This window comes from Staphylococcus schweitzeri (assembly GCF_002902405.1).
Taxonomy (GTDB): Bacteria; Bacillota; Bacilli; order Staphylococcales; family Staphylococcaceae; genus Staphylococcus; species Staphylococcus schweitzeri.
The window spans coordinates 34,632-56,296 of record NZ_PPQS01000044.1; the positions used below are offsets into that span (position 1 = coordinate 34,632).

Consider the following 21,665-nt stretch of genomic DNA (forward strand, 5'->3'; position numbering starts at 1 on the left):
CATAGTTTTTAATTTAATAGGTCTCGTAGTGTAGCGGTTAACACGCCTGCCTGTCACGCAGGAGATCGCGGGTTCGATTCCCGTCGAGACCGCCATTATTATTACCATTACGGTTCAGTAGCTCAGTTGGTAGAGCAATGGATTGAAGCTCCATGTGTCGGCAGTTCGACTCTGTCCTGAACCATTCTTAATTCATGGCGGTTGTGGTGAAGTGGTTAACACATCGGATTGTGGTTCCGACATTCGAGGGTTCGATCCCCTTCAGCCGCCCCATAATCGTTTACATTAGCGGGTGTAGTTTAATGGCAAAACCTCAGCCTTCCAAGCTGATGTTGTGGGTTCGATTCCCATCACCCGCTCCATTATTTTCTATTATTATTCCACAGTAGCTCAGTGGTAGAGCTATCGGCTGTTAACCGATCGGTCGTAGGTTCGAGTCCTACCTGTGGAGCCATGGCTCCTTGGTCAAGCGGTTAAGACACCGCCCTTTCACGGCGGTAACACGGGTTCGAGTCCCGTAGGAGTCATACAAACAGAAGTGAAATATCGCTTCTGTTTTTTTATTACATATTTATTATTGAGGAGAGTTGTCCGAGTTGGCCGAAGGAGCACGCCTGGAAAGTGTGTAGGCGCCACAAGCGTCTCGAGGGTTCGAATCCCTCACTCTCCGTTATAGCGCTTAAAATGGTTTTATCCATTTTAAGCGCTATTTTTAAAACTTGCGTCTATTTCACTGAGTTGGTTAGTATAAAATATGTTTGTTCAATTGTAAATAAGGTTGTTTGGTTTTAAAATCGAAATCAAACCAAATTTTGGTTAGAGTATATTTAAAGGGTAAGATTAGAATTTATTTTTAGTTTATATTGAAATGTTTCTATAGGAAAAAACTTTTAGTGAAGGAGGGATATTATCAAAGAGAGCAAAGTAATTTTTAGCATATTATTAGTATTTTTGAATTTAATTGCAATATTCAGTGTAAACAATGCATATGCAAATGAAGAAGTACCTAAAATTGAGAATTTACGCAAGAAATCTAGTGTTGACCCTATTGCTTTACATAACATTGATAAAGACTATATAAATAATCGCTTTACAATAGAGAAGTCAATTGTATCAACGACAGAAAAATTCTTAGACTTTGATTTATTATTTAAAAGCATTAATTGGTTAGATGGAAAATCTGCTGAATTTAAAGATTTAAAAGTGGAATTTAGCTCATCAGCGATTTCCAAAGAGTTTTTTGGAAAGACGGTAGATATTTATGGTGTGTATTATAAAGCGCATTGTTATGGTGATCATCAAGTGGAAACTGCCTGTACTTATGGTGGGGTAACACCTCATGAAAATAATAAATTAAGCGAGTCTAAAAATATAGGTGTAGCTGTATATAAGGATAATGTAAATGTTAATACATTTATCGTTACTACAGATAAAAAGAAAGTTACTGCACAAGAACTTGATATTAAAGTAAGAACAAAATTAAATAATAATTATAAATTATATGACAGAATGACTAGCGATGTGCAAAAGGGCTATATCAAATTCCATTCGCACTCAGAGCATAAAGAATCATTTTATTATGATTTATTTTATATTAAAGGTAATTTACCAGATCAATATCTGCAAATTTACAATGATAATAAAACAATAGATTCATCAGACTATCATATTGATGTTTATTTATTTACATAACAATCAAAAAGTTGATTCTTATCAATTTACAATTCCATAAATAACTACAGATATTAACATATTTTTACAAAGTAGCTTAGTAAATGACGAAGAACGATTAGTGATTCAAATCTAACTTTATTACTATAAAAAGCTTTCTATTTTAGTATAGATAACAAAAGTGGATTAACAAGGAATAATATATAAGCAGGACAGAGTCATGTTTATTTATAAAAAGATATGAATTTATTTTTTAGTTAAAGGGCAATAAAGATGGAGAAGTTTAAAGATAGGAGAAAAAAATGAAAAGATTAACTATCATTGTTATTTTTTTGTTTTGCTATTCGCAAAATCATATAGCAACCGCTGATGTCGGAGTTTTGAATCTCAGGAACTATTATGGTAGCTATCCAATTGAAAACCATCAAAATATTAATTCTGAAAATGATCATCTTTCACATCAATTAGTTTTTTCTATGGGTAACTCGACAGTAACAGCTGAATTTATGAATGTTGAGGATGTAAAAAAATTCAAAAATCGTCCCGTAGATGTATACGGACTAAGTTATAGTGGTTATTGTCCAAATCAAAGTTATATGTACGGTGGAGTTACATTAGCAGGTGATTATTTAGAGAAATCCAGACGTATTCCTATTAATCTTTGGGTTAATGGCGAACATCAAACTATATCTATTGACAAAGTATCAACTAATAAAAAGTTAGTAACAGCTCAAGAAATTGATACTAAATTAAGAAGATATCTACAAGAAGAATATAATATATATGGCTTTAATGATACAAATAAAGGAAGAAATTATGGTACTAAGTCAAAATTTAGTTCTGGATTTAATACAGGAAAAATATCATTTCATTTGAATGATGGTTCATCATTTTCTTATGACTTATTTGATACTGGAACAGGACAAGCTGAAAGTTTTCTGAAAATATATAATGACAACAAAACTGTCGAAACTGAAAAATTCCATTTAGATGTAGAAATATCTTATAAGGACGAAAGTTGAAGTATTTCAATCATAACTTAGTAAAGGAAATGCCATGAAAAAAATTAAATATAGTTTTATATTAGTTTTTATATTATTTTTTAACATTAAAGACCTTTCGTATGCTCAAGGTGATATTGGTGTAGGTAACTTAAGAAATTTCTATACAAAACGTGATTATATAGATTTAAAAGGAGTCATAGATAAAAACCTACCTATTGCAAATCAACTCGAATTTTCAACCGGTACCAATGATTTGATCTCAGAATCTAATAATTGGGACGAAATAAGTAAATTTAAAGGAAAGAAACTGGATATTTTTGGCATTGATTATAATGGTCCTTGTAAATCTAAATACATGTACGGAGGGGCCACTTTATCAGGACAATACTTAAATTCTGTTAGAAAAATCCCTATAAATCTATGGGTTAATGGCAAGCATAAAACAATTTCTACTGACAAAATAGCAACTAATAAAAAACTAGTAACAGCACAAGAAATTGATGTTAAATTAAGGAGATACCTTCAAGAAGAATACAATATATATGGTCATAATAACACTGGTAAAGGGAATGAATATGGTCATAAATCTAAATTTTATTCAGGTTTTAATAAGGGGAGAGTTTTATTTCATTTAAATGATGAAAAATCATTTTCATATGATTTGTTTTATACAGGAGATGGACTGCCTGTAAGTTTTTTGAAAATTTATGAAGATAATAAAATAATAGAATCTGAAAAATTTCATCTTGATGTCGAAATATCATATGAAGATAGTAACTAATGATAATTATTTTTTAACACTAAAATGCGAAATTATATGAAATTAATATATGAATTAACTATTTAAATTTTAATGCCTCTAAGGGTAATGTGTACGTTTAATATTCCCTGAAATACATCAGATTTATAAAAATTTAAAATATGGAGTTGTTGGAATGAAATTATTTGCTTTTATTTTCATATGTGTTAAGTCTTGCAGCTTACTATTTATGTTAAATGGAAATCCTAGACCAGAACAATTGAATAAAGCAAGTGAATTCACTGGTTTAATGGATAATATTAGGTATTTGTATGACGATAAATACGTATCAGAAATAAACATTAAAGCCCAAGAAAAGTTTTTACAACATGATTTATTATTTAAAATAAATGGCTCTAAAATTGGTGGTTCTAAAATTTTAAAAACAGAATTTAGTAATAAAAGCCTTTCGGATAAATACAAAAATAAAAACGTAGATTTGTTTGGGACAAACTATTATTATCAATGCTATTTTTCAGCGGATAATATGGAATTAAATGATGGTAGATTAATTGAAAAAACGTGTATGTATGGTGGTGTGACAGAACATGATGGAAATCAAATAGATAAAAATAATTTAACTGATAACTCGCATAATATCTTAATTAAAGTTTATGAAAACGAGAGAAATTCATTATCTTTTGACATACCTACTAATAAGAAAAACATAACAGCCCAAGAAGTAGATTATAAAGTTAGAAACTATTTACTTAAGCATAAAAATTTATATGAATTTAGAAGTTCGCCTTATGAGACTGGTTATATAAAGTTTACCGAAGGAAATGGTAATACTTTTTGGTATGATATGATGCCTGAACCTGGTAAAAATTTTTATCCGACTAAATATTTACTATTCTATAATGATAATAAAACAGTTGAGAGTAAATCTATTAATGTAGAAGTTCATTTAACAAAAAGTAATTAAGGGAGAGAATACTATAAAAAATATTAAAAATTTTATGAGATTGTTCTGCATAGCTGCAATTATAATAACTTTATTATGTCTTATAAATAATAATTATGTTAATGCTGATGTAGACAAAAAAGATTTAAAGAAAAAGTCTGATATAGAAAGTAGCAAATTGTTTAGTATTTCTAACTTTTATACTGATATCACGTGGCAATTAGACGTTTCAAATAAAGTTAGTACAGATCAACTACTGAATAACACTATAATATTAAAGAATATTGATATATCCGTACTTAAAACTTCTAGTTTGAAAGTTGAGTTTAACTCATCAGATTTAGCAAATCAATTTAAAGGAAATAATATAGATATTTATGGACTGTATTATGGAAACAAATGTGTAGGCTTAACTGAAGAAAAAACATCATGCTTATACGGAGGAGTTACGATACATGATGGAAATCAATTAGATGAAGAGAAAGTTATAGGCGTTAATGTATTTAAAGATGGTGTCCAACAAGAAGGTTTTGTTATAAAAACCAAAAAGGCTAAAGTAACAGTACAAGAATTAGATACTAAAGTTCGATTTAAATTAGAAAATTTATATAAAATATACAATAAAGATACCGGTAACATACAAAAAGGATACATTTTCTTTCATTCTCATAATCATCAAGATCAATCATTTTATTATGATTTATATAACATAAAAGGTTCAGTAGGAGCAGAGTTTTTTCAATTTTATAGTGATAATAGAACAGTTAGCTCATCTAATTATCATATCGATGTATTTTTATATAAAGATTAAGTGATTGATGATTATCAACTGAATCATGAAATTAAACTATTATATGATGGGACAACGATTTGAATTGTAGAAAAATTTGAAATTTATATATTATCTTGAATACGGATTTAAAATTATTTGTTGTAATTAGGAATAATGATAAATAGAATGTTAATTTATTCTGCTAGTGAATTTTTAGTTTTAAAACTAATGCTATTGACACACTACAACCTGAACTATCTATAAGCGTGAATTTATAATAAGTTTCATTGTCAAATAGACTGAATAAGTTAGAGGAGGTTTTATGAAGAAATTATCTACTGTAATTATTATTTTGATTCTAGATATAGTTTTTCATAATATAAATTATGCGAATGTCCAACCTGATCCTAAAATAGACGAACTAAATAAAGTAAGTGATTATAAAAGTAATAAGGGAACTATGGGAAATGTAATGAATCTTTATATGTCTCCACCTGTTGAAGGAAGAGGAGTTATCAATTCTAGACAGTTTTTATCTCATGATTTAATTTTTCCAATTGAGTATAAGAGTTATAATGAGGTTAAAACGGAATTAGAAAATACAGAATTAGCTAACAATTATAAAGGTAAAAAAGTAGACATTTTTGGTGTTCCATATTTTTATACATGTATAATACCTAAATCTGAACCGGATATAAACCAAAATTTTGGAGGTTGTTGTATGTATGGTGGTCTTACATTTAATAGTTCAGAAAATGAAAGAGATAAATTAATTACTGTACAGGTAACAATCGACAATAGACAATCACTTGGATTTACAATAACTACAAATAAGAATATGGTTACTATTCAAGAACTAGATTATAAAGCAAGACACTGGCTCACTAAAGAAAAAAAGCTATACGAGTTTGATGGTTCTGCATTTGAATCTGGATATATAAAATTTACTGAAAAGGACAATACAAGTTTTTGGTTTGACTTATTTCCTAAAAAAGAACTAGTACCTTTTGTTCCATATAAGTTTTTAAATATTTACGGAGATAATAAAGTAGTTGATTCTAAGAGTATTAAAATGGAAGTATTTCTTAATACTCACTGATAAGTATATTTGATATCACTATACAATCATAAAGTGCGTTTTTCGAACTTTTGTTCTAAGTGTTTTATAGATTCATGTAAGTAGTTAGTTTATTGCCGGTTGAATCATTTAATTTTTCTCAATTATTTATTCTAAATATGTTTTATATTACTTTGATAAAAATCTATTTGAATTGACTGTCAATAGCGGTTTGAAAATGACGTTTTTTAGCGGTTTAATATTGTCGTGCTTTTAAATTTATTTTTACTTTTATAATCTTTTAGTCGACATGATTCTCCAGTGGAAATGATAATTTAATAACGTACATTTTTGATTGTTTAAGAATGTACAATTTTTAATACTTTAGGGATAAATCTATCGAGTTAACCCGTATTCTCCGTTAATTTAACGGAATCACAATGAAATGTTAGTATTCTTAAAAGAGCAAGTGTCAAATACGTGTCAAGAAATTAATTCTTTGACTCGTTGACCTTGCTTTTTTGTTCTAAAATAAAACGTGCAAATAAAAAAGTTTTTTGCTTTTTCATTTGCACGATATGGTTTGAAAATTAAAGAATATGAATAGGGGGGACTACTGTTAACTTATGAGGTTAAAGTTTCAACGATTTTTGATTTATTAGACCATTTTAATATCTCAAGGTTCTCATGTTCTGCTATAGTTTGCGCTCTATCATTTACTATTATTAACATTATTGGTTCTAATTTGTTTCTGGATGGTCTTTTTGGTTTAATATCTCGGTAAATATAAGCTTCATTAGTTATTTTGTTAAAATCTAAGTTGAATTTAAGGTTCTACAAAAAGTGGAAATCAAGGATAATTACTATGAAATTCTATAGGTGTCAAACTTAATATTAAAATCCGCCAATTAATGATGTCGTATCACTAATAATAAAAGCTTTGATTACTTTATTGAGTACTATAAATTTTGCTTCAGTTGCTTCGCATTTAGTTAAAACGTTTCTTTTTAAAACGTTTACCTTTATCATATCTGTGATAAACTTATCATCACTGAAATTTGTCAAAAAATAAGGATAGGAGGACTACCCTGTAGAACTAATGCTCATTGTTTATAATTTCAGAAACTCTATCGTTGTATTCTTTTTGTGATAGACCATGATAGTCTTTTTGCATTGAAAGCTCTTCAATTTGTTTTTGAGCCTGTTCAGACATACCCTCAGTAGAAAAATCAGTGGGAGGCATACTATTTAAATCAACTTTTTGTTTTTCGTTTTGCTGAACTTGGGCGTTTTGCTGAGGAATGCTATTTTGTAATGTTTGTTGTTGCGGTTGTTGAACCGCTTGCTCTTGTGACTGGGGTTGTTCAGCTATTTGATTGTCTGGTTGTTGTGTTGCAACTTCTTTTTTCTTTTCTTTTTTCGATTTATTTTCCTTTTCCTTATCAATTTTCTTTTCTTTAGATTTAACCTCTTTTTTAGATTCTTCCTTATTCTCATCATTTCCGCATGCGATTAACACTAACGTACTAGCTAATAATAAACTTAATAATCTTTTCATTTTCATTTCTCCTGTATTTGTTTTATATTAAAGCACCATATATACGCGATTAATCATAGATATGATAGCTATAAATAGCTTTACCTATCACTTCGAATTCATCAATAGAATCTTAATCGTAAGTATTAATTTTTACAATTCACTTGAATAACCTATGTGTCATTTTGTTTCAGAGCGTTTTACACATTCAACTGTATATTTGCCAGCTTTATCCAGTACGAGTATATGATTATATTAAATCTATAATCACTAGACTTAATATAATCATAAATTACAATGTGAGAGCTGTTAGCAAGAATTTTATTCATATTTTTCTGGTTCTAGACTCATCTCTCTTAATGCTTGGTCTCTACTTTCTTGTGCTCTTTAATCTTCTTCAGATATATCGAAATCTTTATACTCTCTGTGTCTGCTTCTCTCTCTAAATATCTCTCTTTAATAGAGTTGTTTGTATCTGAGGGTAAATGAACATTATAAATCCCAGTAACTATATTCCTATTTTATTTAACTGATTAATTGTTTTTACTTCCATTTAATCATAAGTGAATATATATTTTAAAAATTAAACGAGTTCTAAAATCATAGTTTTATCCATATAATTTCAGCCGATATATTCAATTAATTATAAAATAAACTAAAGAATAGTACAATACATAATTTTATGTATCAAATAGTTAAGATTATTAGTATAAAGTTATCGCTCATTCTCCAATAATTTAATGGAAATAGCATGAAATGTTAATATCCATATAAGAGCAAGTGTCTAATACGCATTAAGAAAAAGATTCATACTTTAATTTTTAATTCTTTCTTATTAAAAAATAAGTGAGATGCTTACACAATCAAAAGTGTACATTCAAATTAATGTTGATTTACAAATTAATAACAAATAATTATTATAAACTTTATTGTGTAATAATATGTAATATGACAATTGAAGTGGCCCTAACTTCAACTTTTAAATAGGAGGTATTTTCTATGGAAAAAGTTCTTGATTTAGACGTGCAAGTTAAAGGAAATAATAATACTAATGATTCAGCGGGTGATGAAAGAGTTACTAGCCATTTTTTATGTAGCTATGGTTGCGGCAATACGGGAAGTTTTAATAGCTTCTGTTGTTAAGATAACAGCAAATAGAGCCTGAAAGGGCTCTATTTTTATCTATTTAAATATATTAGTGGCTAAAAAATGAGCCCTATTTAATAAATACATATCATTTTATTATTAGCTCTTTTGATTACCGGTTGAGTTTTTCAATAAATTCTCACTTTGGTGATTAACAGTTCTTTCTATTAAAAAAGTTAGTATTATAAAATTAGCTTCTGCACTATACATATAACTAATAATAAGTTTTGATTATCATATTGAAACAATTAGAGCATGTCATTTAAAAAGACAATCAAGTCATTGAAATTACATGTTTTTATCCTCATCTTTAAAATAACTTCACTTATTCATCGTTAAATTTTGTATAAATAAAATTGAATTAATATCTATTAATTAATCTCAGTCAATTGACACCATATTTTTAATTAGAATCACTCTTCAGAATGTCCAAGTATTTATATAAATACTTAGATTCATCCATTAAAATATTCCTAAATAAACTCTAGTTTATATAATTTAGATGCAAAATTATTATTGAAAATAAACAATAATAAAAATACGCAAAAATCTATTATTCAAAATAGTATTGCTAAATCAATAAGTGTTTACAAAAAATTCACAAAATATAATTATATAAATTATTGATTTATTGTGTCAAAAAGGATAATATGACAATTGAAGTGGGCCTTAACTTCAACTTTTAATAGGAGGTTTTATCTATGGAAAAAGTTCTTGATTTAGACGTGCAAGTTAAAGCAAATAACAACACTAATGATTCAGCAGGGGACGAACGTATTACTAGTGTCATTGGATGTACTCCTGGTTGTGGTAAGACAGGTAGTTTTAATAGCTTCTGCTGTTAAGATTACAGCAAATAGAGCCTGAAAGGGCTCTATTTGTCTATTCAAATATGTGAGGTGCTACAAATGAACACAATATATGAACCATCAAATATTTGTATGATTAGAACGCCTTTATTATCAGTTGAGTTTTTCAATACATTTTTAAATACTGAACAAGTAAAATATAGCGACTTAAATTTAAATGCTCAGATTAAAGAATCTATACTAACAACTACGTTTAACTTATATCGTACTTTACAAGATATAAATTTTGACGGTGATAACAAGAAGGTTAGAGATGCAAAAGAAAGTTTATTAAAATATTTAATTAGAATGTCAACTCGTCCAACGCCATTTGGATTATTAAGTGGCATTAGTATAGGACGCTTTGTAAGTGAACCAACCCATCTTAAAGTTGGAAATAGAATCCAAAAATATGTGAAAGTCGATGGTGAGTGGTTATATAAACTGATTAGTTATATTGAGAGTAATGATGAATATTATCAAAATTTGAAAGTTATATGGAATAGTAAAGCACATATTATCAATGAGCGAATATATTTAAATGAACAAAGTGCAATTTATTTGAATAACAATAAAGATACCTCTTTTTCAATTAAAAATAGTGAGTTGCTCATGTTCATCAAAACTATTGTGACACAAAATAACATTACTTTCTCAAATTTAGCTGAAAAGATAAATCGGGAATTTGAAATTAATGATATTTCTAAAGTACAAGTATACATTCATAATCTTGTCTCTAAGGAAATTATATATTCAACAATCAGACCACCGTTAACAAATAGCGATAATTTAAATTATATTTTAAATAAACTTTCTTTACATAATGATGATTTTGTAGAAAAAATTAGAGAAATCCAGAATTTGATATTAGCCTATGAAAAAACAGAAATTGGATTTGGAGAGGAAATATATAAAGACATCATTCAGCATATGAAGGCGCTGTTCAAATGTAAAAACTATCTTCAAATTGATACCAAAATAGATATGATTAACAATCATTTACATCAAGATATAGCAACAAAAATATCTGAAGCAACGTACTTATTGTGGCTTTTATCGAGAAATAATATCGGATTAACAGATTTGAAAAATCTTCACAACCGTTTTATTGAAAAATATGGATTTGAACAACTCGTTAATGTTAAAGATTTAATTTCGGATATAACAGGTTTCGGGACAACAATTTTTCAAGAAGAAGAAACCGACGGAAATAATATTGTAATGCTAAAACAAAAATTCTTACATGCCTTGAGAAACAATGATGAAATTGTCATCAACGATAAAGATGTAGAGTCATTGATTAACGATAACACTATCAATAATTATCATGCACCAATGAGCGCTGATGTATACGCTGAACTATACATTGGTGATTACTACTACAATAAGTATAATGAGCTCGTTGTTATTAGTCCTCTAACAGCGTCTTTTAATGCTGGCGCTACATTTGGACGTTTTCATCATTTAATTGATACTAAAAATTTAGAAAAATTAGAACATGAAAAAAGACATTATTATCAAAAGATGATGCGTGATGATAATGTAGAAATGATTTCTGTAAATAATTTACCGAAATACCCGCGAAATCATAATGTATTAACTAATCATGAATCATATGAATATTCATTGAATTTAGGAAGTAGTTATAGTGATTCGAAGTATGAGCTTCACTTAGATGACATTTACGTTGGTGCTACCTTTAATAAATTATATTTATACTCATGCCAACTAAATAAAAGATTACTATTTGAATCAAACAATATGTATAACTATTTTAAAGAGAATAATTTATATCGATTGTTAAGAGGAATTTCAATGGAATCAGTGAAATACATTGAACCTATGAATGATGTGAGTATTGATTCATTCAGTTATTCACCGCGAATCAGATATAAAAATGTAATTCTTAAACCAGCATATTGGAAAATTAATGAAATGGTGTTACCTATACCAAAAAATGATGAATGGGATCAACAGTTTTTAAAGTATAAACAACAATTTAATATACCCACTATGGTTAATTTAGTATATGGAGATAACAAACTTCTACTAAACTTATCATTAGTTAATCACAGATATTTATTGATGAAAGAATATAAGAAGCATAAACGTGTGCGTTTAGTAGAAACATTTTTACCACAATCAAACAATGACCATGTGTATGAAATTGTTACACCTGTTTATAAAAAAACTGCATATTGTGGACCTGAAATTGAAATTCCAAAATATAAAAATACAGATATTGAATATGATAAAGAATGGTTTGCATTACATATATATATTGATAAACCTTCGCAAAATACATTTATCATCGATAATTTGTATCCATTTGTAAAACATCATAAAGACAAGGGAGATATAGATCAATATTTTTTAATGCGCTATATCAAACAAGGTGACATTATAAAGTTGAGGTTATACAGAAATGACGAAAATTATAATGAAATATATAGTATCATGAAAAATTGGTTATCATATGTTCGTCAAACGACAGAAGTTTCAGATTATGAATTTGTATCATACGAGCCAGAATATTTTAGATATGGTGGAAAGAACACGATTAATGAAATAGAATCTTTTTTTGAATATGACACGAATTTAGCTGTCAATATTATTGAAAATGATTTTAAGTTTGAGAGACCATTTATTGTTGCTATTTCAATAATGTATTTATTTGAAATGTTGTCGATTTCGAATGAAGAGCGTATGGAAATTGTAAATAACTATGTACCTACTTCATTTAAAAGTAAAGAAATTAGGCCTTTAAAAAATGAACTCGTAACTATATGTAATCCTGCTAATAATTTCGAAAACATCGCTAAATACGATAGTGAAATTTATCGGATTTTAAAAGATGACGGACAAATTTTGAGTAAGTTAAATGAAGGACTTAAAAAACCGTTAACTACGAAAAGGTCAAGGATAATTGGTAGTTTAATTCATATGCGTTGCAATCGAATATTTGGCATTGATAAGGACCAAGAAACCTTTGTTTTATCTATTGTAAAAGAAATTGATAAAACTCAAAAGTATTGGTGTGGTGATAAAAATGACTGATTTGAATCTAATTTTGAAGAAAAAGTTTCAAGATATTTCAGAAGTAGATGATTTTATTTCAAAAGCCTCCACTGAAACTGATTACTTTGAACCAGTAACGTTATCGCATGGTATTCCAGGTTTAATATTATTTTTAGATGCTTATCAAAAATCTTTCAACATAAATACTGAACATATTGTGCACAAGTATGTCATGAAATTAGCGCCATATTTACAAAATCATCAATATAATAATTCTTTATTTGGTGGGCTTTCAGGTATTGCATTTTCAATGGATATAGCATCACAAAATGGCAGGAATTATCAAAATATTTTAAATAATATTGATGATGTCATTGTGAATGAAATAGAAAATAAATTGGATCAAATATTACAAGAACCATTAAATCCATTAAATTATGACACTATCAGCGGATTAGCTGGGATAGGGCGATATTTATTAAATCGGATAGATGTAAGTGGTACAAATGTTAAAACATTAAAAAGAATATTAACATATTTTAAAGACATTCAATATTCTCAAAATAGCTGGGTAGTTCCACAAGAAAGTCAATTTTTAGAGTCTGATAAAAATTATTTTACACAAGGTAATATCAATCTTGGACTTGCACATGGAGTGCTAGGACCAATGTCGTTATTTGCATTATGTGTGATTAAAGGAATTACTATTGAAAATCATCAGCATATATTAAAAGACATGTACAAATTTATTATGGACAAAAAATTTTGTAGCAATTATAGATGGTTACAGCGATATGATTTAATTTCAGAACGTAATCATTTCAATTTTATTCGGAATGGTTGGTGTTATGGCAATACGGGAGTAATGACAACGATGTTTTTAATTGGGCAAGCACTACAAGATGAAGAAATTATTCAAATGTCTAAAAAAGTGATGTTACAAGTGATAAATGATAAGGAGGAAAATTTAATAAGTCCTACTATTTGTCATGGATTATCTTCACAAATATTAATGTTAACAATTATGAATTTGCATTTTGAGTTAGACGAAGTTTCTGATTATATTACTGAATTAACCAATAAACTGATCTCTCATTATAAGGAAGATCATCTGGTGAATTTTATAGACATTAACGAGAATAAGCAAGGCGAAATTAAAAGTGGGAAAGTTGGTCTTTTAGAAGGAGAAATAGGGGTCTATCTATTATTGATAACACTTCAAAATATAAACATTCTCAATGAAAAAAATTGGACCAATGCGTTTTTAATTAGCTGAATGGAGGCGTATATCATGGGAGAAAATGTATTAATTTGTTTGTGTGGCTCAGTAAATAGCATCAACATTAGCCACTATATTATTGAATTGAAATCAAAATTTGATGAAGTAAATGTAATTGCGTCAACGAATGGCAGAAAGTTTATTAATGGTGAGATTTTAAAACAATTTTGTGATAATTATTATGATGAAATTAAAAACCCATTTTTAAATCATGTGGATATAGTAAATAAACATGACAAAATCTTAATTATTCCTGCAACTTCAAATACGATTAACAAAATTGCAAATGGCATATGTGACAATTTATTACTAACCATTTGTCATACAGCATTTGACAAACTATTTATCTTCCCAAATATGAATTTACGCATGTGGGAAAACCCAATTACTCAAAATAATATTCGATTATTAAAAGATTATGGTGTATCAATATACCCAGCAAATATTTCAGAAAGTTATGAATTAGCGTCTAAAACATTTAAAAAGAATGTTGTCGCACCAGAACCATATAAAGTTCTGGAATTCATTTGAGATAAGAAGATGAAGATTATAAAGCGGGTTATTTCTAGTTTAATAATATTGAGTCTTTTAATATCTATTACAATGAGTACTGCATCAGCATCAGTAGAACAGTATTACAGTGTTGAATATAAGAATACGGCAACATTTAACAAGTTAGTTAAAGAGAAGTCCCTGAATGTTGTATATAATATACCGGAATTACATGTGGCACAGATTAAAATGACAAAAACGAATGCCAATTCATTGGCAAACTATAAAAATGAAGTTCAATATATTAATGCTACATGTTCAACTTGTATTACTAGTGAGAAAACAATAGACAGAGCCTCAAATGAGTCATTATTTTCAAGGCAATGGGATATGAATAAAATAACAAATAATGGTGCATCGTATGATGATTTGCCCAAAAATGCTAAGACTAAAATAGCAATCATAGATACAGGTGTGATGCAAAACCATGATGATTTGAAAAGTAATTTCTCGACTGATTCTAAAAATTTAGTACCTTTAAACGGTTTCAGAGGTACTGAACCAGAAGAGACTGGTGATGCGCACGATATCAGTGATAGGAAAGGACATGGCACGATGGTGTCGGGTCAAACGAGTGCTAATGGTAGATTAATAGGTGTCGCACCAAATAATAAATTTACAATGTACCGTGTTTTTGGTAGTAAAAAGACAGAATTACTATGGATATCAAAAGCGATTGTTCAAGCGGCAAATGATGGAAATCAAGTCATTAATATTAGTGTTGGTAGTTATACTATTTTAGACAAAAATGAACATCAAACTTTTAGGAAAGATGAAAAAGTAGAATACGATGCGTTACAGAAAGCAATCAATTACGCCAAGAAGAAAAAATCTATCGTTGTTGCTGCAGCTGGTAATGATGGAATTGATGTAAATGACAAACAGAAACTAAATTTACAGCGTAAATATCAAGGGAATGGTGAAGTGAAAGATGTTCCTGCATCTATGGAGAATGTTATTACAGTAGGATCAACAGATCAAAATAGTAATCTTTCTGAGTTTTCCAATTTTGGTATGAATTATACTGATATTGTTGCGCCTGGGGGTTCATTTGCTTATTTAAATCAATTTGGTGTGGATAAATGGATGAATGAAGGGTATATGCATAAGGAGAACATTTTAACTACTGCCAATAACGGAAGATATATTTATCAGGCTGGGACTTCATTAGCCACACCTAAAGTTTCGGGTGCGTTAGCTTTAATAATTGATAAATATAATCTTGAAAAACATCCAGATAAAGCGATTGAGTTGTTATATCAGCATGGCACATCGAAGAATAATAAATCATTTAGTAGATATGGACATGGTGAACTTGATGTGTATAAAGCTTTAAATGTAACAAGTCAAAGAGCAAGTTAAAAAGGTAAAGGAGTTTTTGATTATGGCAAAATTAGTTACTGAAAATATTTCAAAGAGATTTAAACATCATGATGTATTGAAGAATATTAATATCACTTTAGAAAGTAACGAAGTTTATGGATTACTTGGCATTAATGGTGCTGGTAAAACGACACTCATGAAAATTATTTGTGGCATACTTCAACAAGATTCTGGAGAGATATTGTTAGACAATCAACCAATGAAACGCAACGATTTACACAAAGTTGGTTCTCTTATTGAAACACCAGCGACGTATAACCATTTAAGTGCACAAGATAATTTGAAAATCGTGTGTTTAAATGAAAGTGTTGATTTCAGTGAAATTAATAATGTTTTAAGTTTAGTCAATTTAAATGTTGATAAAAAGAAAAAAGTTAAGGACTTTTCTTTAGGTATGAAACAAAGACTTGGAATTGCTATGGCATTGATTAAAAAGCCAGAAATTTTAGTTTTAGATGAACCATCTAATGGTCTAGACCCATACGGAATACAAGAACTTAGAGAACTTTTAAAATTATTAACAGAACGAGGTACCAGTATCATTATTTCAAGTCACATTTTATCTGAAATCCAAGTTTTAGCAGATCATATCGGTATTATTCATGAAGGAGAGCTAAAATATCAGCAAAGAAATAACAAAGATGAAAACTTAGAAGATATATTCTTTAATATAACGAAAGGAGATTACAAATGATACATTTAAAGATAGAAGGTATCAAATTTAAAAATTCTTTCAGTATGTATGTGTTATTAATAAGCCCGCTAGTGTTTCTTTGTTTTGCTATTTTCACAGTCTTATTCGCCAAAAGTAATACTGGAATAGCGAATAGTTTATCACCATATATAACATTACTATTTAATATTTGGCCAATTGCATTCATACCGATTGTACTGTGTATGGCTTGTAATTCATTATTTAAAATTGAAATGAGAAATAAATCATTTAATTATTACTTAAGTAATAATTGGTCAATTACAAAAGAAATAAGAGCAAAGATTGTCATTTTATCATTAGCATTTTTAGTACATTGCTTTTTAGTATACATTATTGCTTATATAGGTGACCTTATAATTAATCCACATCCGATTAATGCTATGTTGTTATTGGTTACAATATTGTTGATGTATGTTGTATCTTTACCATTAATACCTCTCAACTTTTTATTAACTCGATATTTTGGGGTGTTTGTATCAATTTTAATAAACTTAGTGTTATCAGTTATATGCGTCATATTTTTAACACTGAAAAGTTTATTTTGGGTGCTACCATGGGCGATAATGCAGAGAGTTCCGCTTGTTACGCTGGGCATATTACCAAATGGCTTAGTTGTAGACCATAATTCAAAATACTTTAATGACCTCAATGCATTATATATTTCGATTATTGTTAGCGTCATTATTTTCGCGATATTAACATTTTTAAATAATAAGAAAAGTTGGCGATTAAAATGATAATTAACGAATTAAAGTCATGTAAGTTGAAATTTTCGAAGCAAGCGCTCACATTTGTACCTATTATTGTAACCATACTATTTATATTATTTATAAATTGGTATCTAAACGTGAATGAATGGAATGGTCGACAAATAAGCTTGTATACAGCAAGTTTTAATGCTATTACATCACTTTTAATTTCAATTAACGTTTATCAAGTCATTAATTTTGAAGAAAATATTGGTCACTTTAATCATATTTTAGGAAAAGCTAATAGGCTTAATTGGTTAAATGCATCAATGATTTTTACTTATACTATTACAGCCATATGTATTCTATTAGCATCAATTAATTTATTGTGGCATTCACATGATATAAAAATAGCACTTATGTTTATTGGCGTATCATTATTTTTCAATGTAATTATATTACTATTACTATTTATTTTTAGTATTTTCATTAAAGATGTAATGGCTATTGTTGCCGGAATTTTAATATTTATTTTTAATGTCTATTTTGGATTAGAAGTGCTCGGAGATCATTCGTGGTTCTATTTACCAATCACTTATGCTACACGTTACGTTTATATGTATATTGAAGGGAGTATACCAGTTACATTGACAATGGTGATCTATATTATTATCACGTTGTTATTAGCATTTTTACTCTTTAAAGGATTTAATAAGTGGAGCGGTAGAACAATTAAAGATTAGGAATTGATTCGTTAAAGATAAATGAAATTAAATTGTGTTGAAAAGAGAGAAAAGAGCATTGATAAGATAAAAATACAAAATGATTTTGTATTTTGGCAGAAGGGGTATTAGGCGCGATTGATTAGGGTAATAAAATCATTTGCAAAGTTTATAACGTTGAATTTAACTGCGATTTATTGGTTAGACATTTTATTGAATTGCATGTTATTATATAAATATAAGACGACATGCGCGAACATGTCGTCTTAGTAAGCCAAACGTTGGCTTCTAAAAATATTTTTTAACCATTCCAACTTGCCAAAGTTAATGTGGAATGGTTTTTTATTTATCCACTATTTGAAATAAAAATGGCGTTTTAATTTATTATGGGCTAGGTGGTTTGTATGAAAGGGTAGTTATTAAGGTTTTATGAATTAAGGTATTTGAGTACAAGGTTTATTCAATTGTAATTTTGTTAATGAAACGCTTTACTAATGGATCAGCATTTTTATCATTTAATGTTTCACCTACTCTGCCAGTAATACTATTTGTTGTAGATGTTGTTGTATTAGTTGCTTGGATAGTTACTTTTTGACCATTCTTTAATAAACCAGCATCCTTTAATTTTTGAGTAAAAGTGTTCCAAGTTTTATTAGCATTAAGTCTTGTATTAAAGTCTTCAGATGGAATGTTAGTTTTCTCAATTTCTATCTGAGTTAATTTGGAATAATTTTTTGACTCATCGGGAAAAGTATCATGATTCGCAGTCGATGCAAATTGTATTAATTGACCTTTTTTATCTAAATAGCTTACTTTGATATTTTCATATCCATTTCCATTAATAATATTCGAAAGAGTTAACGAAGACCTGATTCCTTTCCAAACATCATTTTTTGACAAATTTTCTTCTGCTTTTGCTGTTTTGACAACTTTGTGTGTATCTAATCCTAAATATGAAGAATGTACTCCTGATCCTAAGGTTGTTAACACTAAAGCACTTGCTACTAATACCTTACTCAACATTTTTTTATTCATTTTAATTACTCCTTTTTTTATATTGTAAACGTTTACAAGGTAAATATAATATTGATTTCAAAAAACAACAATTAACTAAAATATAAAAATTTCTTAAACATATATTAAGTTAAAATATAAAAATTTCTTATTATCTGTTTGTCTTTTGAATTTTAAAATTCAATGAAAAATTGTTGTAATCGAATGAATATGATTATTTTAGGAATCGGGTAAATACTAATCGACTGGGTAGCAACATATTTATAATTAATTACAAGAGAGAGAATTAAGTAATTTTTAAATTAGCAACTGTCATATAGATAAAATTACAAAGGTACATTATATTTTATCGAGTATTAAAAAAGACATACATTAGCATGTCAATAAACTTAATAATATCTCAGATCAGATAGCAAAAAATAATAAAAATGAATTTTCGAAAGGTATTACAAGAGCCAGAAAAGATGCAACAAAAAATTATTTATTATCCACATGTAAATATTTCAGTAGACGAAGTGAAATCAATAATTAAAAATTCAGACAAATATTTAAATCATATTTATAATTTAACAACCCTTTAAAGAAGTTTTTAATAAACCTAGGCGACTCATTATTGAGTTGATCAAATATCGTTGAAACCAGAGCAAGTCCATAAAATGTTTGTAATTGCTATTACTTTATCATCCTCTTTTTCAATATAAAGTATATCTTCTTTATCTTCATCCTCTAAATGTAAATATTCTATTTCTTTCATTTCCCAAGATGCTAAATGTCGCTCAAACTTAAGATTGTAATTTTTTTCTAAGTTCTTAATATACACTGGCTTTGTACCATTTTGATCCTTAATTAAACCTAAATTTAATTCTTCTTTTTCATTAGTTATTATCACATGATTATTCAAAGTATTATTTTCATCAAATATATAAATATAGTTCGCGCCACTCGGCATGTTTTTAATTGTATTTTTAACAAGAAATTTTGATGCACTATAGCCATGAATTGTATTTTCTTTGTATGTAACTTGTGGTACATATAACTCTATATAACCATTATAATGTGTTAGATACGCTTTATAATCTCTCAAACTGTTGCCAAATTTTCTTTTTAGGCCTCTAATTTTTCCCATTTTTGATGCTCCTATATAACTTTATAATTTTATTTTTCTTCCCTTAACTGCTGGTTTTATCATTTTCTCTGTCAAAAGGTCCATTACACCTATATGTTTTCCTTTGCAGTGGACATAGATAAACTATTATTTCAACTTAATTTAACAGTTAAATTTATTAAAATGTAGGGTAACACTTCGAGTTATTTAAGTGGAAGAACGATTTATATCAATAATAATCACTCGATTAATAATACAAGATTTTCAATAGCTCGTGAATTGGGCCGTTATTTATTTAAAAATACAGACTTAAGGAGAGATTGTAATGATAATAGTCTAAAGAATTTACATGAAATGATTTATAAAAGCGACGTAAATCAGTTTTCAGTCAACTTACTTATGCCTAAAAAGCAAATAGAGGCATTAGTTTATAGTTTTTATGAAGTCAATAATATCAATTTAAGTTCCGGTTTATCTGAAAAAGAACGAAACAAACTATTAAATCTTATATCAATTAAATTGGAAGTTTCGAAAGTAGCTGCTGGATTAAGGCTGTATAATTTAGGAATACATATTTGATAAATATTATCTGTTTAAGTTGTATAAAAAGCGATTTACAGTTTTCGTAAATCGCTTTTTAAGGTGGAATGTAGAGTTTGTTGCTGTCATTCATTATTTTTTCTTTGTTAAATGAACTTCAATTGCAGTTTTGGAAGATAACAAAGTTTTATTATCTTTATAAATCATTAGATATTTACTCTGCGAAAAATTTGGGGGTGGCATTAGATCATACCAAAATACAGCTTTACCGTTTTCAATAAATTTAATATAGCCTGTTTCAAAACGAGAACTTTCAAATTCATATAATTGTTCATCTTTAATTAACTGATTTCTAACGTTATAATCTAATTCTTGAGCTGTAATATGATCTTTATTTGTTGATAAGGTAAATGAGCGACTATTTCTATTGTCGATATATACAGCAACTACTATCGTATGACCAAACGGTTTAGTTCTATTACCTTCATGCTCTGTGACCCCACCATACATACATACCTTATCGGCACTTGGTGAATTTTCTTTGATGTCTTTATTATCTGAGAAATAACAATTCACAAAGTACTTTACTCCGAATAAATCTACGTCTTTATCTTTATAATAATTTGAAAGATCATTGGTTAATTCGGTTTTAATTCTGTTATATTGTGAAGTTTGATAAAAATAAATCAAGTCAAAAGATAAAAATTGATCATATGATTTTATCTTTTCAATAGATACAGGATCTGATTCATAGAGTGCCTTCATATTATACATTAAGCCTTCATATTGGCTTGTTTTGTTTAGTTGGTTTGGCGTTGGATCAGAATAGTCTACTTGAGACATAATAGTATTTAGAATGAAGTTAAATATAAAGAATAGTTTCATGTACGGCTCCTAAGTTGTATTGTAT

The 21,665-nt window shown here is 28.3% G+C and carries 20 protein-coding genes, 7 tRNA genes and 2 pseudogenes; 23 read left to right on the forward strand and 6 right to left on the reverse strand.

The window, feature by feature from the left end; translation table 11 throughout:
- Positions 1-19 precede the first annotated feature (19 nt).
- From CD116_RS10525 to seg, 13 genes are all read left to right on the forward strand, one after another.
- A tRNA-Asp gene (locus tag CD116_RS10525) sits at positions 20-95 on the forward strand.
- Between the two features lie 16 nt (positions 96-111).
- Positions 112-184 (forward strand) — tRNA-Phe (locus CD116_RS10530).
- Between the two features lie 13 nt (positions 185-197).
- A tRNA-His gene (locus tag CD116_RS10535) sits at positions 198-273 on the forward strand.
- A 15-nt stretch (positions 274-288) separates the two neighbouring features.
- Positions 289-362 (forward strand) — tRNA-Gly (locus CD116_RS10540).
- Positions 363-379: 17 nt separating this feature from the next.
- Positions 380-454, forward strand: a tRNA-Asn gene (locus CD116_RS10545).
- Position 455: 1 nt separating this feature from the next.
- Positions 456-527 (forward strand) — tRNA-Glu (locus CD116_RS10550).
- Between the two features lie 54 nt (positions 528-581).
- A tRNA-Ser gene (locus CD116_RS10555) sits at positions 582-670 on the forward strand.
- A gap of 239 nt (positions 671-909) precedes the next feature.
- A complete protein-coding gene (locus tag CD116_RS10560; protein ID WP_142381048.1) occupies positions 910-1,692 on the forward strand; it encodes an exotoxin beta-grasp domain-containing protein in 783 nt (260 codons plus the stop codon).
- 281 nt (positions 1,693-1,973) lie between these two features.
- Entirely contained in the window at positions 1,974-2,693 is a 720-nt protein-coding gene (gene sem, locus CD116_RS10565; protein ID WP_047550396.1) for a staphylococcal enterotoxin type M, read from the forward strand.
- Positions 2,694-2,727: 34 nt separating this feature from the next.
- Positions 2,728-3,456: a staphylococcal enterotoxin type I gene (gene sei / locus CD116_RS10570; RefSeq protein ID WP_047550393.1), complete on the forward strand. Its 729-nt coding sequence runs from the start codon at positions 2,728-2,730 to the stop codon at positions 3,454-3,456.
- Positions 3,457-3,610: 154 nt separating this feature from the next.
- Positions 3,611-4,399, forward strand: coding sequence for a staphylococcal enterotoxin type U (seu, locus tag CD116_RS10575; protein WP_047550390.1), 789 nt, complete (start codon positions 3,611-3,613; stop codon positions 4,397-4,399).
- 34 nt (positions 4,400-4,433) lie between these two features.
- A complete protein-coding gene (gene sen, locus CD116_RS10580) occupies positions 4,434-5,189 on the forward strand; it encodes a staphylococcal enterotoxin type N (RefSeq protein ID WP_047550387.1) in 756 nt (251 codons plus the stop codon).
- Between the two features lie 283 nt (positions 5,190-5,472).
- Positions 5,473-6,249: a staphylococcal enterotoxin type G gene (seg, locus tag CD116_RS10585; protein ID WP_047550384.1), complete on the forward strand. Its 777-nt coding sequence runs from the start codon at positions 5,473-5,475 to the stop codon at positions 6,247-6,249.
- Positions 6,250-6,831: 582 nt separating this feature from the next.
- Here seg and CD116_RS13765 read toward each other — a convergent pair.
- The 3 genes and pseudogenes from CD116_RS13765 to CD116_RS10595 form a co-directional block, all read right to left on the reverse strand.
- Positions 6,832-7,041 (reverse strand): annotated as a pseudogene (locus CD116_RS13765) (DUF1828 domain-containing protein); the annotation flags it as partial.
- Between the two features lie 60 nt (positions 7,042-7,101).
- A complete protein-coding gene (locus CD116_RS14070) occupies positions 7,102-7,236 on the reverse strand; it encodes a hypothetical protein (RefSeq protein WP_269319562.1) in 135 nt (44 codons plus the stop codon).
- 67 nt (positions 7,237-7,303) lie between these two features.
- Positions 7,304-7,765 (reverse strand): hypothetical protein, encoded by a 462-nt coding sequence (locus CD116_RS10595; protein ID WP_047448454.1) that lies wholly within the window; start codon positions 7,763-7,765, stop codon positions 7,304-7,306.
- A 978-nt stretch (positions 7,766-8,743) separates the two neighbouring features.
- Here CD116_RS10595 and CD116_RS10605 point away from each other — a divergent pair.
- From CD116_RS10605 to CD116_RS13980, 9 genes are all read left to right on the forward strand, one after another.
- On the forward strand, positions 8,744-8,887 hold the full coding sequence (locus tag CD116_RS10605) for a gallidermin/nisin family lantibiotic (protein ID WP_047448451.1): 144 nt from the start codon (positions 8,744-8,746) through the stop codon (positions 8,885-8,887).
- Positions 8,888-9,591: 704 nt separating this feature from the next.
- Positions 9,592-9,735, forward strand: a complete 144-nt coding sequence (locus tag CD116_RS10610; RefSeq protein ID WP_047426098.1) for a gallidermin/nisin family lantibiotic — start codon at positions 9,592-9,594, stop codon at positions 9,733-9,735.
- Positions 9,736-9,798: 63 nt separating this feature from the next.
- Complete coding sequence (locus CD116_RS10615) at positions 9,799-12,795, forward strand: lantibiotic dehydratase (protein ID WP_047550381.1); 2,997 nt, start codon at positions 9,799-9,801, stop codon at positions 12,793-12,795.
- Complete coding sequence (locus tag CD116_RS10620; RefSeq protein ID WP_047550378.1) at positions 12,788-14,032, forward strand: lanthionine synthetase C family protein; 1,245 nt, start codon at positions 12,788-12,790, stop codon at positions 14,030-14,032. Before CD116_RS10615 ends, CD116_RS10620 begins: the two co-directional genes overlap by 8 nt.
- Before the next feature lie 15 nt (positions 14,033-14,047).
- Complete coding sequence (locus CD116_RS10625; RefSeq protein WP_047550375.1) at positions 14,048-14,566, forward strand: flavoprotein; 519 nt, start codon at positions 14,048-14,050, stop codon at positions 14,564-14,566.
- A gap of 9 nt (positions 14,567-14,575) precedes the next feature.
- The gene (locus tag CD116_RS10630; RefSeq protein ID WP_047550372.1) at positions 14,576-15,949 is read left to right on the forward strand and encodes a S8 family peptidase; all 1,374 of its coding nucleotides are present in this window, start codon (positions 14,576-14,578) and stop codon (positions 15,947-15,949) included.
- A 22-nt stretch (positions 15,950-15,971) separates the two neighbouring features.
- Positions 15,972-16,664 carry a lantibiotic protection ABC transporter ATP-binding subunit gene (locus CD116_RS10635; RefSeq protein ID WP_047531429.1) on the forward strand — a complete coding sequence of 231 codons (693 nt, stop codon included), beginning with the start codon at positions 15,972-15,974 and terminating at the stop codon, positions 16,662-16,664.
- Positions 16,661-17,422 (forward strand): lantibiotic immunity ABC transporter MutE/EpiE family permease subunit, encoded by a 762-nt coding sequence (locus CD116_RS10640; protein WP_047550367.1) that lies wholly within the window; start codon positions 16,661-16,663, stop codon positions 17,420-17,422. Before CD116_RS10635 ends, CD116_RS10640 begins: the two co-directional genes overlap by 4 nt.
- Positions 17,419-18,117: a BsaG family lantibiotic immunity ABC transporter permease subunit gene (locus tag CD116_RS13980; RefSeq protein WP_051981580.1), complete on the forward strand. Its 699-nt coding sequence runs from the start codon at positions 17,419-17,421 to the stop codon at positions 18,115-18,117. Before CD116_RS10640 ends, CD116_RS13980 begins: the two co-directional genes overlap by 4 nt.
- Before the next feature lie 435 nt (positions 18,118-18,552).
- Here the strand turns inward: CD116_RS13980 and CD116_RS10650 are convergent, their stop codons facing one another.
- Both CD116_RS10650 and CD116_RS10655 read right to left on the reverse strand, forming a co-directional pair.
- Positions 18,553-19,131 carry a DUF4888 domain-containing protein gene (locus tag CD116_RS10650; RefSeq protein WP_047550364.1) on the reverse strand — a complete coding sequence of 193 codons (579 nt, stop codon included), beginning with the start codon at positions 19,129-19,131 and terminating at the stop codon, positions 18,553-18,555.
- 601 nt (positions 19,132-19,732) lie between these two features.
- A complete protein-coding gene (locus CD116_RS10655; RefSeq protein ID WP_047550362.1) occupies positions 19,733-20,236 on the reverse strand; it encodes a hypothetical protein in 504 nt (167 codons plus the stop codon).
- Positions 20,237-20,335: 99 nt separating this feature from the next.
- On the opposite strand from CD116_RS10655, the pseudogene CD116_RS10660 reads away from it, so the two are divergent.
- Positions 20,336-20,794, forward strand: a pseudogene (locus tag CD116_RS10660) (ImmA/IrrE family metallo-endopeptidase); the annotation flags it as partial.
- Between the two features lie 93 nt (positions 20,795-20,887).
- Here the strand turns inward: CD116_RS10660 and sel27 are convergent.
- Complete coding sequence (sel27, locus tag CD116_RS10665; protein WP_047550359.1) at positions 20,888-21,640, reverse strand: staphylococcal enterotoxin type 27; 753 nt, start codon at positions 21,638-21,640, stop codon at positions 20,888-20,890.
- Positions 21,641-21,665: the final 25 nt, after the last annotated feature.

Excerpts from the sequence above, each read along its gene's own strand:
- CD116_RS10605 (WP_047448451.1), top strand. The coding sequence starts at position 8,744 with ATGGAAAAAGTTCTTGATTTAGACGTGCAAGTTAAAGGAAATAATAAT.
- CD116_RS10595 (WP_047448454.1), bottom strand. The coding sequence starts at position 7,765 with ATGAAAAGATTATTAAGTTTATTATTAGCTAGTACGTTAGTGTTAATC.
- CD116_RS14070 (WP_269319562.1), bottom strand. The coding sequence starts at position 7,236 with ATGATAAAGGTAAACGTTTTAAAAAGAAACGTTTTAACTAAATGCGAA.
- seg (WP_047550384.1), top strand. The coding sequence starts at position 5,473 with ATGAAGAAATTATCTACTGTAATTATTATTTTGATTCTAGATATAGTT.
- CD116_RS10630 (WP_047550372.1), top strand. The coding sequence starts at position 14,576 with ATGAAGATTATAAAGCGGGTTATTTCTAGTTTAATAATATTGAGTCTT.
- CD116_RS10615 (WP_047550381.1), top strand. The coding sequence starts at position 9,799 with ATGAACACAATATATGAACCATCAAATATTTGTATGATTAGAACGCCT.
- CD116_RS10655 (WP_047550362.1), bottom strand. The coding sequence starts at position 20,236 with ATGGGAAAAATTAGAGGCCTAAAAAGAAAATTTGGCAACAGTTTGAGA.
- seu (WP_047550390.1), top strand. The coding sequence starts at position 3,611 with ATGAAATTATTTGCTTTTATTTTCATATGTGTTAAGTCTTGCAGCTTA.
- CD116_RS13980 (WP_051981580.1), top strand. The coding sequence starts at position 17,419 with ATGATAATTAACGAATTAAAGTCATGTAAGTTGAAATTTTCGAAGCAA.
- CD116_RS10610 (WP_047426098.1), top strand. The coding sequence starts at position 9,592 with ATGGAAAAAGTTCTTGATTTAGACGTGCAAGTTAAAGCAAATAACAAC.
- sel27 (WP_047550359.1), bottom strand. The coding sequence starts at position 21,640 with ATGAAACTATTCTTTATATTTAACTTCATTCTAAATACTATTATGTCT.
- sei (WP_047550393.1), top strand. The coding sequence starts at position 2,728 with ATGAAAAAAATTAAATATAGTTTTATATTAGTTTTTATATTATTTTTT.
- CD116_RS10625 (WP_047550375.1), top strand. The coding sequence starts at position 14,048 with ATGGGAGAAAATGTATTAATTTGTTTGTGTGGCTCAGTAAATAGCATC.
- sem (WP_047550396.1), top strand. The coding sequence starts at position 1,974 with ATGAAAAGATTAACTATCATTGTTATTTTTTTGTTTTGCTATTCGCAA.
- sen (WP_047550387.1), top strand. The coding sequence starts at position 4,434 with ATGAGATTGTTCTGCATAGCTGCAATTATAATAACTTTATTATGTCTT.
- CD116_RS10640 (WP_047550367.1), top strand. The coding sequence starts at position 16,661 with ATGATACATTTAAAGATAGAAGGTATCAAATTTAAAAATTCTTTCAGT.
- CD116_RS10620 (WP_047550378.1), top strand. The coding sequence starts at position 12,788 with ATGACTGATTTGAATCTAATTTTGAAGAAAAAGTTTCAAGATATTTCA.
- CD116_RS10650 (WP_047550364.1), bottom strand. The coding sequence starts at position 19,131 with ATGAATAAAAAAATGTTGAGTAAGGTATTAGTAGCAAGTGCTTTAGTG.
- CD116_RS10635 (WP_047531429.1), top strand. The coding sequence starts at position 15,972 with ATGGCAAAATTAGTTACTGAAAATATTTCAAAGAGATTTAAACATCAT.